Origin of the sequence: Latilactobacillus parasakei (assembly GCF_049674265.1) — a bacterium.
Taxonomy (GTDB): Bacteria; Bacillota; Bacilli; order Lactobacillales; family Lactobacillaceae; genus Latilactobacillus; species Latilactobacillus sakei.
This window is the reverse complement of record NZ_CP186861.1, coordinates 1,970,041-1,987,401: the sequence shown is the minus strand read 5'-3', so window position 1 is coordinate 1,987,401 and position 17,361 is coordinate 1,970,041. Positions and strand designations below refer to the sequence as shown.

Annotated in this window: 19 protein-coding genes; 4 read left to right on the top strand and 15 right to left on the bottom strand. The window is 35.9% G+C overall.

Going from position 1 to position 17,361, the window contains the following annotated elements; translation table 11 throughout:
- Positions 1–22: 22 nt before the first annotated feature.
- From rfbB to map, 15 genes are all read right to left on the bottom strand, one after another.
- Positions 23–1,051, bottom strand: coding sequence for a dTDP-glucose 4,6-dehydratase (gene rfbB, locus ACPBEH_RS09885; protein WP_424349051.1), 1,029 nt, complete (start codon positions 1,049–1,051; stop codon positions 23–25).
- 14 nt (positions 1,052–1,065) lie between these two features.
- Entirely contained in the window at positions 1,066–1,647 is a 582-nt protein-coding gene (rfbC, locus tag ACPBEH_RS09880) for a dTDP-4-dehydrorhamnose 3,5-epimerase (RefSeq protein ID WP_076647911.1), read from the bottom strand.
- A 12-nt stretch (positions 1,648–1,659) separates the two neighbouring features.
- Complete coding sequence (gene rfbA / locus ACPBEH_RS09875; RefSeq protein WP_424349050.1) at positions 1,660–2,529, bottom strand: glucose-1-phosphate thymidylyltransferase RfbA; 870 nt, start codon at positions 2,527–2,529, stop codon at positions 1,660–1,662.
- A complete protein-coding gene (locus tag ACPBEH_RS09870) occupies positions 2,526–4,058 on the bottom strand; it encodes a lipopolysaccharide biosynthesis protein (RefSeq protein ID WP_424349049.1) in 1,533 nt (510 codons plus the stop codon). Before ACPBEH_RS09870 ends, rfbA begins: the two co-directional genes overlap by 4 nt.
- Positions 4,048–5,118: a glycosyltransferase family 4 protein gene (locus tag ACPBEH_RS09865; protein WP_424349048.1), complete on the bottom strand. Its 1,071-nt coding sequence runs from the start codon at positions 5,116–5,118 to the stop codon at positions 4,048–4,050. The genes ACPBEH_RS09870 and ACPBEH_RS09865 overlap by 11 nt, the downstream gene beginning before the upstream one ends.
- Positions 5,108–6,052 (bottom strand): glycosyltransferase family 2 protein, encoded by a 945-nt coding sequence (locus tag ACPBEH_RS09860; protein ID WP_424349047.1) that lies wholly within the window; start codon positions 6,050–6,052, stop codon positions 5,108–5,110. Before ACPBEH_RS09860 ends, ACPBEH_RS09865 begins: the two co-directional genes overlap by 11 nt.
- 4 nt (positions 6,053–6,056) lie before the next feature.
- The gene (locus ACPBEH_RS09855) at positions 6,057–7,163 is read right to left on the bottom strand and encodes an EpsG family protein (RefSeq protein WP_424349046.1); all 1,107 of its coding nucleotides are present in this window, start codon (positions 7,161–7,163) and stop codon (positions 6,057–6,059) included.
- 11 nt (positions 7,164–7,174) lie between these two features.
- Positions 7,175–8,017 (bottom strand): LicD family protein, encoded by an 843-nt coding sequence (locus ACPBEH_RS09850; RefSeq protein ID WP_424349045.1) that lies wholly within the window; start codon positions 8,015–8,017, stop codon positions 7,175–7,177.
- A 9-nt stretch (positions 8,018–8,026) separates the two neighbouring features.
- A complete protein-coding gene (locus tag ACPBEH_RS09845) occupies positions 8,027–8,893 on the bottom strand; it encodes a glycosyltransferase (protein WP_158666986.1) in 867 nt (288 codons plus the stop codon).
- A gap of 16 nt (positions 8,894–8,909) precedes the next feature.
- A complete protein-coding gene (locus tag ACPBEH_RS09840) occupies positions 8,910–9,548 on the bottom strand; it encodes a sugar transferase (protein ID WP_424350068.1) in 639 nt (212 codons plus the stop codon).
- Positions 9,549–9,627: 79 nt separating this feature from the next.
- A complete protein-coding gene (locus tag ACPBEH_RS09835; RefSeq protein ID WP_011375206.1) occupies positions 9,628–10,374 on the bottom strand; it encodes a CpsD/CapB family tyrosine-protein kinase in 747 nt (248 codons plus the stop codon).
- Between the two features lie 6 nt (positions 10,375–10,380).
- On the bottom strand, positions 10,381–11,121 hold the full coding sequence (locus ACPBEH_RS09830; RefSeq protein WP_424349044.1) for a YveK family protein: 741 nt from the start codon (positions 11,119–11,121) through the stop codon (positions 10,381–10,383).
- 85 nt (positions 11,122–11,206) lie between these two features.
- Positions 11,207–12,178, bottom strand: coding sequence for an LCP family protein (locus ACPBEH_RS09825; protein ID WP_424349043.1), 972 nt, complete (start codon positions 12,176–12,178; stop codon positions 11,207–11,209).
- Between the two features lie 146 nt (positions 12,179–12,324).
- The gene (locus ACPBEH_RS09820; protein WP_424349042.1) at positions 12,325–13,251 is read right to left on the bottom strand and encodes a YihY/virulence factor BrkB family protein; all 927 of its coding nucleotides are present in this window, start codon (positions 13,249–13,251) and stop codon (positions 12,325–12,327) included.
- A 343-nt stretch (positions 13,252–13,594) separates the two neighbouring features.
- Positions 13,595–14,392, bottom strand: coding sequence for a type I methionyl aminopeptidase (gene map, locus ACPBEH_RS09815; protein WP_089535148.1), 798 nt, complete (start codon positions 14,390–14,392; stop codon positions 13,595–13,597).
- 262 nt (positions 14,393–14,654) lie between these two features.
- Here map and ACPBEH_RS09810 point away from each other — a divergent pair, with 262 nt between their 5' ends.
- The 4 genes from ACPBEH_RS09810 to ACPBEH_RS09795 all read left to right on the top strand — a co-directional run bounded on the left by ACPBEH_RS09810 (position 14,655) and on the right by ACPBEH_RS09795 (position 17,339).
- A complete protein-coding gene (locus tag ACPBEH_RS09810; protein ID WP_424349041.1) occupies positions 14,655–15,107 on the top strand; it encodes a flavodoxin in 453 nt (150 codons plus the stop codon).
- 400 nt (positions 15,108–15,507) lie between these two features.
- Entirely contained in the window at positions 15,508–15,990 is a 483-nt protein-coding gene (locus tag ACPBEH_RS09805; protein WP_424349040.1) for a GtrA family protein, read from the top strand.
- Positions 15,983–16,405 carry a GtrA family protein gene (locus ACPBEH_RS09800; RefSeq protein WP_280102742.1) on the top strand — a complete coding sequence of 141 codons (423 nt, stop codon included), beginning with the start codon at positions 15,983–15,985 and terminating at the stop codon, positions 16,403–16,405. The genes ACPBEH_RS09805 and ACPBEH_RS09800 overlap by 8 nt, the downstream gene beginning before the upstream one ends.
- A 1-nt stretch (position 16,406) precedes the next feature.
- Positions 16,407–17,339 (top strand): glycosyltransferase family 2 protein, encoded by a 933-nt coding sequence (locus tag ACPBEH_RS09795; RefSeq protein WP_424349039.1) that lies wholly within the window; start codon positions 16,407–16,409, stop codon positions 17,337–17,339.
- Positions 17,340–17,361 lie beyond the last annotated feature (22 nt).

Genomic DNA, 17,361 nt, shown 5'->3' with positions numbered 1-17,361 from the left:
GCCTACTTCCATTTAGTTATATTTATTGACCATTTTTAGCATAGTTGGCTTCAACTGCTGCTTTTTCTGCTTGCCACCAGTTTTCGTTATCACGATACCAGTCAATCGTATGTTGTAATCCTGATTTGAAATCAGTAAATTCTGGTTGCCAGCCCAATTCTTCACGTAGTTTGCTTGAATCGATTGCATAACGTAAGTCATGTCCTGGACGATCTTTAACTTGATCATAAGCATCTTTAGGTTGTCCCATTAATTCTAAAAGTAGTTCCAAGACATCCTTGTTGTTTTGTTCGCCATCAGCACCGATTAAATAAGTTTCACCGATTTTACCTTTAGTTAAGATTGCCCAAACAGCGCTTGAGTGGTCATTAGTATGAATCCAATCACGAACGTTTTGACCTGAACCGTAAAGCTTAGGGCGAATGCCACTTAACACGTTAGTAATTTGACGTGGAATAAATTTTTCGATGTGTTGATAAGGGCCATAGTTATTAGAACAATTTGAAATAGTCGCTTGTAAGCCAAACGAGCGGACCCAAGCACGCACTAATAAGTCCGAACTAGCTTTTGATGATGAGTAAGGGCTACTTGGATTGTAACGTGTTTCAGGTGTGAATTTTTCACCAGCACCTTCACCATGACCTGGTAAATCCTCGCGTAGTGGTAAATCACCATAAACTTCATCCGTTGAAACATGATGGTAACGAACATTATATTTACGACAAGCTTCAATTAAGGTATATGAACCAATAATATTAGTTTGAATGAAAGGTGATGGATCTTTTAAGGAGTTATCGTTGTGACTTTCTGCAGCATAGTGCACAACCGCATCAGTATTTTGAACCAAATTATTAACTAATTCTGCATCACAGATGTCGCCAACCACTAATTCCACACGGTCTTCTGGTAAACCAGCTAAATTAGCACGATTTCCCGCATAAGTTAACTTATCCAAAACCGTTACATGAACTTCTGGATGGTTGTTAACAACATAGTGGACAAAGTTAGAACCGATAAAACCGGCGCCGCCGGTAACAATAATATTTTTCATAAGTTAGAGTCTCCTTAAATTTCACCGTAAACAAATGGGTTATCTTTTTCAAATTCTGTAAATGTTGGTTGCTTAGCATCTTTTTCTGATGTAATCGCTTGGTCAAAATCAATTGGCCAGTCAATATTTAATTCTGGGGTTTTAAATGAAATCCCACCATCGGCTTCTGCATCATAATAACCATCACATTTATATAAGAAGTTAACATTATCGGTTAACGTCACAAATCCATGGGCGAAGCCCTTTGGTACTAATAGTTGACGGTGATTACTTGCTGAAAGAATATAACCTTCCCATTGTTTGTAAGTTGGTGAGCCTGCACGTACATCCACGATGACGTCTAAAACAGCACCCGTCACAACCCGGATTAATTTCGTTTGAGCGGCTTTGCCACGTTGGAAGTGCAATCCGCGTAAAACGCCGGCTTGCGTTGAAAGTGAATGGTTATCTTGAATAAAATCGATATCAATTCCGGCTTCTTTAAAGTCACGGTCTGAATATGATTCTGTAAAGAATCCTCGGTGATCGCCAAAAACAGCTGGTTCAATGATTTTAACATCTTGTAATTTAGTTGTTGTTACTTTTAATTTTCCCATAATTACTTACCCCTAATCTTCGTTTACTAATCTTAATAAATATTGGCCATAATCATTTTTCTTAAGCGGTTGTGCCAATTCAATCACTTTTGATTTATCGATATAGTTCATTCGGTAAGCAATTTCTTCTAAACAAGCAACCTTCAAGTTTTGACGCTTTTGAACGGTTGCAATAAAACTGCTGGCCTCATGTAATGAATCGTGAGTCCCAGTATCTAACCAAGCAAAGCCCCGGCCCATTAGTTCAACATCTAACTGACCCTTTTCAAGATAAGCCTTGTTAATATCTGTAATTTCAAGTTCACCACGTGGTGATGGTTTGATATTTTTAGCAATCTCAACAACTTGATTGTCATAGAAGTACAAGCCAGTCACTGCGTAGTTGCTTGCTGGATGTTCTGGTTTTTCGATAATTGATTTGGCATGCATATTTTCATCAAAATCAACGACCCCAAAACGTTCTGGGTCATTAACATGGTAACCAAAGACCGTCGCACCAATTTCTTTTTGGGCTGTTCTTTGTAGCATTTCTGATAGCCCACCACCATAATAGATGTTATCACCTAAAATTAAACAAACTGAATCATCACCGATAAAATCGGCCCCAATAATAAATGCTTCAGCCAAACCGTTTGGTTTATCCTGAACAGCATATTCAATGTTTAAACCTAGATCATGACCATCACCAAATAATTCTTCGAAACGTGGTGTATCAGTTGGTGTTGAAATAATCATAATATCCTGTATCCCTGCTAACATTAAAGCTGACATTGGATAATAAATCATCGGTTTATCATAAACCGGGATAAGTTGCTTTGAAACTGCTTTTGTAATTGGATATAAACGTGTTCCTGATCCACCTGCTAGAATGATACCTTTCATCTTGAAGCTCCCCCTTTATATATCCTTTTCGGTATTTGAATTTTAATACCTAAGATCCAAATAACAGAAACTATTACGCCGATAGAAATAATAATTGCTACGCTCGTAAATAGTACTGCAAATAATATATTACTAATTTGATACCCAATAAACAATACCCCTTCTAGAACTAATCCACCAGTTATAATTAATACATAATATTGGAACAAAAACCTAGTAACCTTTTGTTGGAATCCATATTTAAACACAACGTACGGTTCCCACCAAAGATTAACTAAAATATTACTTGCTATTGTTCCTATTAAAACGGCCGATAATCCTAAACCAGTATACTTAATTAGGATTATAGAAACTAATAGGTTAAGCACTGATTCAAATATTGGCTTATATCTTTGTTGCCAGTAAAGCCCATAGGAATTAGCATAGGTAATTACAGATTGTCTAACAGCTTGTATAAAAAAGTTCAGCGAAATTAAGAAAACCGTTAGACGGGATAGCACATACCCCTCACCAATCCATAATGTTACAAATGCCGTTGAAAATGCGGCTATTCCTACAGCCATTATCAAACTAACAATTATTGTGATCGAAAAATATTGATTAAATACTCGGACTTCTTTCTCTTTACTATCATTTTTAGAGACTGCTAAATTACCAACTGAAGCAGATACCGCAGACACTGCCTGTGTCAGTATTGCGGTAAGTCCTGTTGTTATCAAAGTATAATTTGCATATTTACCAACGGTAGCTAATCCCAAGAAAAACGAAATCACCAAATTATCAGTACCATTTACAACAACTCCACCTAATTTAGCAGAAATCATTCCAGTTACATTCTTTTTAAAATATTTTAAAACATCTTTATCAACAGAAATATTAAAATCTTTCAAATATGGATATTTTTTATCAACTAATCTTGAGATATTAATATTTGAAAAAAGATTTGCCAACAACTGAATAATCAAATAAATATAAAAATTAGGATATACAATTAAAAATACAATTTGAATAATCTGTTGTCCAACGCTAAATCCCACTGTATTAATGGTATTAATATAACCTTCCTGGTTTGCAATTAATAACGTCCTTTTATAGCTTAATAGGTATGTTGAAATCGTCCCCATCAACGCTAGGAAGAAAAACAACCACAATTGCATATCGCTAAATACCGGCTTATGAATTAGATTAGGGATAAATGGCATAAGAACCACGCCACCTAATAAAACGATGATAGCGATCATTCTATACCATTTTTTTAATAATCTCATGATTGCAGATACTTGTGCCTTATTATTATCAGCTAAAGGCTTAAATAACGAAAACGTTATCGCGTTTCCAATGCCCAGTTCTGCTAAATTTAACATGCTTAATAAATTTACAAAAAGTCCATTTAATCCTAGATATTCGCTACCCAAAGTTTTTATAAAAATTGTTCTTGATACAAATTGTGCCAATATTAATACCACTTGCGCTATAGTTGCTACCGATGAATTAACTAATGCAGCCTTGCTTCTCGATTTATTCATCATTGCCTCCACCTAATACACTTATAAATTTATCTCCTGATTTAGTTAAAGAAAATTTATTAGCGACATCTATTCCATTATTAACAAGCAACTGTCTATATTTTTTATCTTCTAATAGTTTTATAATACCTTGATACATTGCTTCTTTATTATTCTCAACGATAACAGCAGACTGTCCATTTGTAGCGTATTCTGTAATACCACCATTATTCACCGATACTACTGCTGCTCCATGATACATAGCCTCTAGGCCTGTCAATCCCCAACCTTCACTACTACTTGGCATAAAATAAATAGCAGACTTCCCATAAATATTATTTGATAAGCATTCTGAATCTGCATTTAAGTAACTCTCAGAAATTATACTTTCGCCTGAATTTGCAGCTCCAAATTCAATAATTTTCAAATCAGGAAATACATCTTTAACCTTTTTTAATACTTCTAATCCAATCGAAGATTGCTTGTCTGGATTAGTATGCCATAAAAAAGATACTATATTTTCTCTTTGATTATTAGGTAGTAAATTAGTTATATTAAATTCATTATGATCAATGAAATTAGTTATTAAAGTTGCTTTAACATCTAATTCTCTTGCTTTTTTTTGTAACCATTTTGAAATTACAATATTATTTAGCCCTAGTCTCCATGTATCTTCAATATCTTTTTTAGTTGCTGAGGGGTCAAACGACTCAAACGCCTGGATAAAATAGAATTTGTGTTTTTCTTTAACGTTAGATGCCAATACCAAGCGGGCAGTTGACCAATGGGTTGCTATTACAGTTCCATGATTTATATTCCTAATAGTATTACTGGAAACATCAAAATGCACATGAATATTGCTCCGTAAATTAAACCACGAAATGTGTCTATAAATATTTTGTTTTAGAACTAATCCACTAATTTTTGCGCGCCATAAATTTAGACTATTAATTTTAGCATTAATCACAAAGTAAATATGTACATCATGTCCTTTATCACTAAAATAATTAGCATATTGAAACACTACTTTATATCCTCCCATAGGAGTATTAGTAGATCTAGGCAACACAAAATTAATTCTCATTTTTAGTTCTCCTGTTATTCAGGCTTTGTCTAAATTCCTTGAATTTTATATCATCCTCTGGTCGATACTTAATCCCGTCTACAATGCCCTTCCAGGCCGATATCAATTTCTTAACTCTAGGTCCTGAATACACTAAAATTCTTCTAGACTGAATCATACTAACAATTACCTGATACTTGTGACGTCTAAATTCCGGATATCGCTTAGAATATATAATAGTATTACGTTGAATATAATATTCCCGAAATGCGGAATGGTCTGAAAAAATAGCTTTTTTAGGAAATAACAAAAGCCTTGATAACATAGGTTTTTGAATAACATCCCCAACCGCATGATCCATAACTACATTATTAACCTGCCAAATTTTGTAACCTGCTAACAATAGTTTAGCATTAAAATCAAAATCAACTTGATCAATAAACATCCATTCATCATAGCCTTGTACAGCTTTCCATGCTTTAATATTGACTAAATTTCCAGAGGCGATTACCATTTTTTTCTGCACAACTTGGTCATATCGTTCATCTAATTTGTTTTTTCTTTGTTCTTCTGTCCACTTGGAATCATTATATTGCGCTGCTAATATTCCAGTATCTTTGTCTTCATATTGACTAGTTGCTTTTAGTTTTTGAATAGATTTCTCTGCCATTTCAGAGTCTTGATCAAGTGTAACTACCCAATTAAATCCTAAATCATCTAAACTTGAAATCGCTCTATTCTGTGCAGCTGCAATACCTAAATTTTGTCCAAGATCAATTATATCTACATTCATTTTCAATACTTGTAACAATTCTTTTATATCATCTAAATTATTCGATCCATTATCTACAATTACAACTCTATCAACCTGATTATAAATCGCATTAATATTTCTTTTTAATCCATTTATATCTGGATTAAAAGTAACTATAATTGCGCCAACTTCATTACTCAATTTTTTATCCCCTAATAATAATATTTTGATTAATAATTCTCATTATATACGGTAATTGATCGCCAATTTTATAAATACCAAAAACTTGAATGACCATTATTACAATACCTATAATTGACGCTGCTGCAACATTAAAATATCGAGTAGTCACGGGAATTTTTTCGTTATTAAAAATAATTACAGTCCAAATAAAATAAAATAAACTAACATTTCTAATTAATCTAATATAATCAACTGTTACAGTCATCAATAGAATAGATAATGCAGCTAAAATTAACATCCATAATAGCGGACGATATTCAACTTTTAAGATTTCATTTTCTACAATCGACTTCTTATTAAAAACTGGGAAAAGAGATATGATAATCGCTAATACTAACATTGCAATCCAAACTTTATTAACAGCTGAGTTGGAATAGACATTAGTTAAATTATTAGCTAGTGATTCTCTTCCACTAAATAATTTTGTTATCAATACAGATAAAGAGATTAATATTCCCTTCCCAAATGCTACAAATATTATGCTCAAGCCATAAATAATTAATGAAGCATGTTTATAATAAGTAAATTCCCTATTTCTAAATACATAAGTAAATATTGGAATGACAATAAATATCAATCCCAAACTATGGAATAGTGATGATATCCAGACAATTATAATTGCAACAAAGTATCGCCAATTGTCATCTTTTTTCAAAACTACAACCATCCATGTAATTATAGCAATCATTAATGTGTTTCTTACTTGGATAGACTCTAGCGGATACATTGAAATACCATATAGAAAAGATACTAAGGCAACATTTTCAGTCAACTTAACAATGCCCATGAATAGAATGAAATACGTAATTAAACAGAACGCTAATCTAAAATTCTCATAAGTAACACCGTAATTTTTAGCCGTCTGGGCAAAGTACGTGTATCCCTGTTCAAAATTACTCCATTTCATATCGAAACTCGCCAAATATAATTTATAGTCAGCATTATGTCTAATATCTGCTATCCCACTGTAAAACCCAAGTGTCATAAAAGTTAGCAAACCACTTGTTCTCTGAAATTTTTTTAAAAGTCCAAAGATTAAACTCTGTGCTAATATCAATATAATAATCATTCTATAATCCTTTAATTATTAGATTTTAAAATATAGTGTCTGGCGCTAAATGCTTCTTCTTCAGATAACTCTCTAAAACCACCATAAACAGTCTTTATATAGCATTCCGTATTTTCTGGTCCATTTACTTCTATTTCTCTAAATGGATACTTCTTTAGCGATCCCCAAATTTCCGTCGGAATCATTTCTTTATCTTTATACGCTCCCATGTAAGTTCCTGCAAATAAACTATTTTCAATTGAATATTTTGAAAGGTTATTATCAATTTTATACTTAATAGTCTGTGGATTTAGTTTACTTCCGAATGGCTTTGACAGCTTCAATACTTTAATAAGGAATTTTTGACCAATACTTCGTTGCTTTAACATATTTATAGAGCTAGCATAATGCCATGATAAAAGACTTCTGTAAAAAAGAAGTTTATAAAAAAAGACTTTTCTTAAAAAAGGATTATTAGGTGTTCCATCCAATGGTGCTATATCAATTGACGGATGAGAAATTTTTTGTTCTGGATCACTAACTTCCACAATATCGATTGATGTATTCTCAACTCTAATAATTGTATACTTAAACTCTTCGTCTAAAGTATAGTGTTTCACTCTATATTCTGCTGGCATTTCCGTATATATGCTATTCAAAAATCTAGTGTAATCTTCTCTAGGCATACTCAAGTCAATATCGTCATCATATGGGATGAAGTCTTTATAATAGTTAGCTCCAAGAACGGTTCCACCCGTTATAGTATAATTTAAATTGTTCTTTTCAAATACTTTCAATAATTCAATTAATACTTCATATTCTTTATCTTGAATATCTTTTAAACCTACTCTACGACTATCAGAATTACAGTCCATTTTCCCCTCCTAATTTTTCCCTTTACGTGTTCCTGACTTATACCCTAAATACTTAACGCCTGTTCTCATAATTGAATAGGGAATTTTAAGTGGTTTATTATTTCTAATTAAATATTTCCATTCTGAAAAAACAGATTTTAAACCTTCTTTCTCGTTTGTACCAAATTCTTCTTGTATCCATTTATTTTGTCCATGGAACTCACCTATACTTTGGTACCTTCTAAACTGATCTTTGAGCGTATAGCTATGTGAATGTATTACAATTGCTTTAGAGCAATATCCAACTGTATAACCAGCCTTCACGACTTTCGCTGCCATATACATATCTTCTGAAAAATTTAATTTTTCTGGAAAATTATTTACTTCTAATAAAACAGCTCTTCTATAGATTGCAAAAGCATCAGATGAAAAAACAGTTTTGATTCCAAGCTGCTCTTTATCGGCATAAGATTTTTCCATATCATAATCAGGATAATTGAAGCTTCTATCTTTTTTTTCAAAAATATCGGTTTTATTCATATCAACAGACTGTTTTCCATACGCAATAGCCATAATAGGATGTTCCGCTATATATTTCACTAAATTCTCTAATGCCGTAGGTTCAACATAAACATCTTGAGTCATATAAATAATATAATCACAATCAGATAATATCTCAGATATTTTTTTTCTAACTAACCCATGCGTAAATGTTTTCTGCTGTATACTGTATATTTCAAAGTTTTTATCTTTCGCAATTGCGACTGTCTGATCCTTGGATTCAGAATCAACAATTATTTTTCTGTCAATATTTATACTTGATTTAACTATCTTTTCTAATACATCATTCAAATTTGTTCCTGCATTATAAGTAGGAATTGCTAATCCAATTTTCATTTCTATTCTCTCCAACTCAGTACGCATCATTTGGCATAATCATAATTTTGACTGTTCTGAAGAGAATACCCAAATCATAAACCAAACTACTTTTTCTAATATATTTTAAATCCAATTCAACCATCTCATGGAACCCAATACTATTACGACCACTTACCTGCCACAACCCGGTACAACCAGGCTTAACCATTAATCGTTGCCAGTCATAATCGGTATATTCTTTAATTTCTCGTTCCAATGGAGGTCGTGGTCCAACAAGTGTCATATCACCAACTAAGACGTTCCACAATTGCGGCAATTCGTCAATACTGTATTTACGAATAAAATGCCCAACTTTCGTAATCCTGGGATCTTCTTTCATCTTAAACATAGCACCTTCAACCTCATTATATTTAAGAAGGTCTTTTAATTTTTGATCAGCATCGCTGCACATTGATCTAAACTTATACATTTTAAATTTCTTTTGTTTTAAACCTAAACGAGTCTGTGAGTAAAAAACACCACCCGCTGAATCATCAACTTTAATCCAAATCGCAAGTACCAAAAATAGCGGGCTTAATAAAATTAACCCCGCCAAACTAGCAACAATATCGAATAAACGTTTTAAACCGCGATAAATATACCGCTGATCTAACACAGCCTGATTAAAAAGCATTACTTGGCGTGTATTCTCAATAGACGCCCGACTAGTGTCCTGCTTTTGTATCTCCATGCTTTATTTCCCCCAATTCAAACTATTTCTTAGATTCTTCTGCACCATAGTAGCCACCATAATAGCCGCCATAGTAACCACCTGTATTTTCTGGTTTCACGCGATTCATGATCGTCCCCAAGATCCGTGCGTGAACTACATCTAATAGTTCCTTAGATTTAATAACAGAGCGTTTATCAGCAATCCCTTGTGGTGCTACTAATATCGTCCCATCCACTTTACTTGCTAAAATTTGTGCATCTGTCACTGAAATTACGGGCGGTGCATCAAAAATGACAAGATCAAAGTGCTTTGTTAATTCAACAATTAACTTATCCATCTTTTTCGTATTTAACAATTCTGATGGATTAGGTGGTACAACGCCACAAGGTAAGACGAATAAATGTTCTACCGGTGTTTTTTGAATCGTCGTGTTAAAGTCAAATTCATCTTCGGTTAACAAAGATGTTAAGCCTTTTTTGTTAGGCACCTGGAAAGTTTGATGAATTGTTGGACGACGCATATCAGCATCGACTAGTAACACATTGACCCCTTGATCGGCCCAAGTAACCGCTACATTGGCACTGATCGTTGATTTGCCTTGTGAAGGGCCTGATGATGTAAAGACGATACTTCTTAATTTTTGATCAATTGATGAGAATTGGATGTTTGTCCGAATGGTCCGGAATTGTTCAGCAATCACTGAAGTTGGTGAGGTTAAAGTAATTAACCCAACCCCTTCTTTCATACTGTCTTGATCTAACTTCTTTTCTTTTCTAAATAATCCCATGAATTCTTACCCTCTTCTCGATAATGTACTTGTACGCATAATGGCTTTTTTGATTAGATCTTTAGGGGCGATATTATTAATAACACCTAAACTAGTCAGACCGAGTTCATCAGTTAAGAAACTTTCGTCCTTAACTGTTTTATCCATTAATTCGCGAATAAATGCGACGGCGACACCAATTAATAAACCGATGATAAACCCAATTAGAACATTTAGTTTATTTTTAGGGGAAACGGGAGTCAAGTTAGGTTTTGCTTTCGAAATAATCGAAACATTATCCGTCCCACTCATAATCTTGGGTGCTTTCTTTTGAAAAGTAGTAGCTGTCATATTAGCAATATCGGCAGCAGTGTAGGCATTATCAGCTTTAGCTGTTACTGAGAAGACCTGTGAATTCTGGTTATTTGCGATACTAATCATTGAAGCAATTTGATCATCACTCAACTTTTCGGCTTTACCATCATTAATTTTCTTAGCGACTGAATCCATAATAACTGGCTTCGTAATCAAATCCTTATAAGTATTAATCATCTGTACATCTGTCTGTACCTGATTGTATTGCATATTTGCATCTGTATTTTGTTTACGATTAACCAATAATTCTGTTGATGCACTATATTGGGGTGTAATAACAAAAAACGTTAAAATTCCAGCCAACAATGTAAAAGTGATTGTTGAACCTGCAATAAGCCTTCTATATTTCCGTAAAACCCCTAAAATCTGTTCAATATTAATTGTTTGTTCCATAATATCCTCCAAAGGTTGATTACGCAGTGATGCTAGACCACATACGAAAAGAAGTTAACCATTACTGATTAGCTCCTTACTGGTATTACTTCAAATCTAATTGCTCTCTGAGTAGTGTTGACATGTTTGAAACTTCATCAGGTGACATCACTTGGAAGGATTGGCCATCAATCATCTGACCGGTTCCTTTCAATTGTTTTGTCTTGAAGTTCATCGCATCCCCATAATTATGTTGAATGTTCAAGACATCCTTTAAGGTCATATTGGTTTGCATGTTATTTTCTAAAATCTGTAAGAACTTATTATACTGGGTTACTAAGTTCAATGAAGTAGCCTTCTTCAAGACCGCTTGAATAATTGCTTGTTGCCGAAGTTGACGCCCAAAATCACCCCGGGGATCATCGTAACGCATCCGTGAAAATTTCAACGCTGTCTCACCATCTAAAGTGACTGAACCCTTTTCGAAATGGTGACCTTCATAAGTGAAGTCCAGGTCATTATCGACCGTGACTCCACCAACTGCATCAACCAATTGTTCTAAGCCCTTCATATTCATCATGACGTAGTAATCAACCGGCACATTCAAGAATGATTGCACGGTATTAATGGCCATTGGAATACCGCCGTATGAATAAGCGGCATTAATTTTAGCTTTTTGGCCGTAACCAGTAATTGTGACCCGTGAATCACGCGCAATACTTAACATATTAGTTTGTTTCGTCTGCGGATTGACAGTCGCTAGAATCATTGTATCCGTCCGTCCTTTTTCCGTACGACCTAACTCACCAGTATCTGTTCCTAATAATAAAATTGAAAATGGCGTTTTTTTGTTAAGCTTAACCGTTTGATTAGCTTTACGTTTATTCTGTGTTTTACCTTTAGCCTTGTAAACAGTCTTCGCCGTTTGATCAACATCATAGTAGACCTTCGCAGCGAAAGCACCGCCCGCCAAAACCAAGATACCTAAGACCAGTAGAATGATTTTCCATAAGGTCCATGTTTTCTTATGGTGTTTATGGTGATGGTGACGATGTAGTTCTGGTTCGTCTGAATTCATGTCTAACTTTCCTCCTCAAGGTGTACGATACGAGAATAATAATTATATTATAGGTTAATCAATGTTAAAAAGAAATCACTTTTTTGTTACCGTCATGTTACAACACTACTTGCGGCCCTAATTATTAATGGGTTTTATGATTAAGTCTATCCCTTACGACGCTCAATGAAGTCGTAAACTTTCCCCCGACTGGCGTCGACGCGACCGTATCCGGCCTCTTCAATCACCACGTTTAAAACGGCACCGAACATCAAAACCATCGCCGAATAATTAAGCCATAACAAGAGTACAATAAAAGCACCGATTGTCCCGTAACTATTCCAAGAAGTGCCAAAATAACGCATATATAATGAGAAGGCTTGCGCTAATATCAACCAGCCAACCGTCGTTAAGAAGGCCCCAGGCAATACGCTGCGCAATTGCATCTTAACGTTTGGAATGAAGAAGTAAACGAAGATTAAAACCACGAATAAGACGATACTGGTAATCGGCCATTTTAATTGACCGAAAACATTGATGTAGTCTTCAGGTATTTTGAAGATGGGTGCGATTAGTTCCAACACTTGTTGCCCGAATGTAAAGACGACAATCAAACTAACTAACAGTAGTAATAAGACTAATGTGGTCCCTAATGAAATGAGTCGCTTTAATAGGAAGTTTTGCATTTTTTCGACTCGGTAAGCCCGATTAATACTGTTCTTCATGGCATTGATCCCCATGCTTGCTGCCCATAAGGTCCCCAAAATCCCGACAGACAATAACCCGTTGTTGCGCTTATGTAGTAATGATTGTAAAACGGGCATAATGCGATTGAAGATGGTTGGTGGCACCGCCGTTCGAACGTAATCAGCAACGCTCATCACATCTAATTTAAAATATGGCAAAATGTTCCCGATAACGATTAGAAGTGGAAAGAATGATAATAATGCGTAATAGGCAATAATCTTAGCATTATCGCTGATGTTAGCCTCTGACGATCGCCGAATCATCAGCTTAATGAAGGCAATCAGTTTCTGCTTACCGGAAATATCGCGTTTGAAAACCGGCAATTGACTCTGTTCGTCTGATTTCATATTTTTCCTCATAAATTCTTAGTATACGCGTCTTGGCCGACATTCAACAAGAGCGCTAAATGTTATAAAATTAACTATTTGTGTATATTATACATGATTAAGCAACTAGCATATAGGTTTCTGAAAACAAAAAAAGAAACCTTCTCATTTTTTTGAGAAGATTTCTTGAGGTGGTGCTTGTTTTAGATACGTTCAAAATATAACCGTCGGCTTACGCACTTTTATTAAACGTGCTTTTTGAAACATACTTCTGCGCTTAACTAAATTTGTCAAACCGGCGATTTCATCGCCAATTCGCCAAATTCTGTTAATGCTCAAAGTATAACCGTTTCAAACGCACTTCTTACAATAAATATTTCGCGTCCATTTCTGCGTCTTGTGATGTTAAGATTTTTGGACCGTCTTTTGTGATAGCAATTGTGTGTTCGTATTGTGCACAGGCTGTACCGTCTGCTGAGACATAGTATTCCCAATCGTCACCAGGGACTGTCTTAGCCTTGATATGCCATGTGCCACCTAAGATGACCATCGGTTCGATTGTGATGGTCATCCCTTCTTTAAGGCGTAATCCCTTACCTGCTTCACCGTATGAAGGCACGTTAGGTTGTTCGTGCATTGTTGGTTGGATACCGTGACCGATTAATTCGCGGACATCACCGTAGTTGTTTTCAACTTCAGTGTATTGTTGGATGGCATGGCCGATATCACCTAAGCGATTGCCAACGACTGCTTGATCAATCCCAAGGTATAAAGCCTTGCGAGTATCATCCATTAATTTTTGTAATTCTGGTGCGATTTCGCCAACCGCATAAGTCCAGCAAGAATCACTTTCGTAACCGTCTAAGTTAACAGTCATATCAACAGTGACAATATCGCCTTCTTTTAAAATCAAGTTTTTGCGAGGAACAGCATGTGCGACTTCATCGTTAACACAGACGCAAGTGGCATACTTATAACCTTCAAAACCTTTTTCAGATGCCTTAGCACCTTGTTTTTCGATATAGTCATTTGCAAATTCTTCGATAACCCAGCTTGAAATACCAGGTTTGATAATATCGCGTAGGCCGCGATGAACACCAGCGATGACGGCGCCAGAAGCTGCCATGCCTTTAATTTCTCGTTCAGATTTTAATGTAATCAAAATGAAACCTCCAATAATTGTTACCAATTCGCTATTCGTTAGAACGGTAAATCGACAGCGTTAACCCGCTGTCTATCTTCAATTTCATATTATACGCTATCTGACTCAAAATTGTACGGCCGACCGCTTTTTAATTAAGATTAAACACAACGCCTTTTCTTAGTTCTAGGCATTTGCTATAATCCTTATAGCAGAATCTTTATTTTGGTCCGTCAGTTGCGGGCCATCATACCATTGCACACGTGAAAGGATGTTCCTAATAATGGCAACAGCAAAAGTAGTTTACGCAAGTATGACCGGTAATAACGAGGAAATTGCCGATATCGTAGAAGAAGCCCTCGAAAACTTAGACGTCTCTGTTGAAACGTCAGAAATCTCACAAGCAGATCCTTCTGATTTTGAAGACACAGACATCTGCATCGTCTGCAGCTACACTTATGGCGACGACGGTGATTTACCAGACGAAGCCGTTGACTTCTATGAAGACTTAAAAGAAATGGATTTAACCGGTAAAGTTTACGGCGTCTGTGGTTCAGGCGATACCTTCTATGATGAATTCTGTAAAGTAGTCGACGATTTCGCCGGCGTCTTCGAACAAACCGGTGCAACAAAAGGCTCAGACGTGGTCAAGGTTGACCTCGCCCCAGAAGCAGAAGACATTGAACACTTAGAACAATTCGTAGCAGAAATAGTAGCAAAACAGAGTGCTCTCTAAGCTGGTCAGCATCTGAGCACTAGCCTAGGCTGGTGAATAGTCAACTTTGTTGCCTATTTGCTAGACGTAGCTAGGCACAAGATGCTAGCTTAGAAAGCACGTTTCAAATCAGAGTGCTCTATAAAGCGGTTTGACTCCGAGCATTAGCTTAACTTGGCGAATTAGCGATGCAATTGCTAGTTTGACAAGTGTCGCTAAGCGAAAGAGTCAGCTTTAGAAAGCACGTTTCAAGTCAGAGTGCCCTCTAAACCGAGGTGACTCCCCTCAAAGCTAGATACTTTGAGCAACATCTTCACCAATTCAACATTTCCCCACTGGGTCTAGGGCAATTCCCTTTTGCTTTGGGCCCAGTTTTCTTATTTTAGTTTTACATTCTATTATTAATTTAGGGGCTCTTTTTATGGCTTTTATTAAGCGGCTATTATTTAAATACCGAGATTTATTGACCTACACCGTTTTTGGTTTTCTAGCATCCCTGGTCAACATCTTCACTTACTGGGTCTTTCGCCATACAATCGTTTGGCCTTACTTATTAGCAAACACGATTGCTTGGTTACTGGCGAACCTATTTGGCTTTTTCACCAATAAGTCCTTAGTGTTCCAATCGAAATACACAACTTTCAAGGCGCTCTTTGGCGAAGTGATTTCCTTTTTCTTCTTCCGCGGCGTTTCCTTTTTCTTAGATAATGGTCTGATGATTGTTGCCATCTCATTTTTAGGCTGGCAAAGTATGACAGCCAAGATTGTCGACCAATTAATCGTCGGCATCGTCAATTACATTACGACCAGCTACACCTTTAAGAAAAGTGAGCGGCAGATGGCCTTACGTGGTCGTATTCTGCGCCATTATCATACTATTTTAAAACGAGGCGATCATGATTAAAACAATTCAAAATCTCATTCATAAATATTGGGAACAATTAATGTATCTGGTCTTTGGTGTATTAACCACCGCCGTCAACATGGTGGTTTTCTATCTTTTAGATCACTATACCGGCATGTATTACTTACTCAGCAATACCATCGCTTGGTTTTTATCCGTCCTCTTTGCTTTTTTCACCAATAAAACCTGGGTTTTTCAGTCAAAATACACGACTTTTAGAGATTTTTCACGTGAAATGGCTAGTTTCTTTTTCTTCCGTGGTATATCCTATATAATGGATACTGCGATAATGTTTGTCGGGATTTCAATGCTCCATGGTCCAAACATGGTGGTCAAGATTATCGATCAATTTGTGATTATCCTGGCAAACTACATCTTCAGTAAATGGATTTTCAATAAGTCAACGGAGGCTTAACATGAGCAAAACGATTTCAATTATTGTCCCCTGTTTTAATGAGCAAGAATCAGTCCCACTATTTTATGTAGCAGTTGAAAAAGTTGCGGCTCAATTACCAGATCATGCTATCGAATACTTATTTATTAACGATGGTTCTGCTGATCAAACTTTACCAGCAATGCGGACATTACAAGCACAAGATCCTGAACACGTGCATTACATCTCATTTTCGAGAAATTTTGGTAAAGAAGCGGCATTATATGCTGGTTTACAAGCCGCTACTGGCGATTATGTGGCCGTCATGGATGTCGATCTCCAAGACCCACCCGCTTTATTACCTGAAATGATTCAAGGTATCGAAGTTGAGGGGTACGATTGTGTTGGAACCCGCCGGACAACTCGTGCTGGCGAACCACCCGTGCGTTCATTCTTCGCGAAAAAATTCTATCAAATTATCAATCATATTTCTCAAACTAAAATTGTGGACGGTGCACGTGATTACCGTTTAATGACCCGTCAAATGGTCGATGCCATTCTTGAAATGACTGAATACAATCGTTTTTCAAAAGGTATCTTCAGTTGGGTGGGCTTCGATACTAAATATCTTGAATATCAAAATCAAGATCGTGTTGCCGGCACAACTAGCTGGTCTTTCTGGGGACTTTTCAAGTACTCACTTGATGGGATTGTCACCTTCTCAGAAACACCGCTAGCAATTGCCTCATTTATCGGTTTCTTCTCATTTATTATTGCCTCAATCGCCTTAATTTTCATCGTTATTCGTGCGATTATCTTCGGTGATCCAACGAGCGGTTGGCCATCTCTCATCTCAGTTGTTCTGATGGTTGGTGGCTTACAACTCCTTTGTTTAGGGATTGTCGGTAAATACATCGGTAAGATTTATTTAGAAGTTAAAAATCGTCCTGTTTATATTGTTAAAGAGAAGAAATAAAAAGTTGGTTATCGATTTAAAA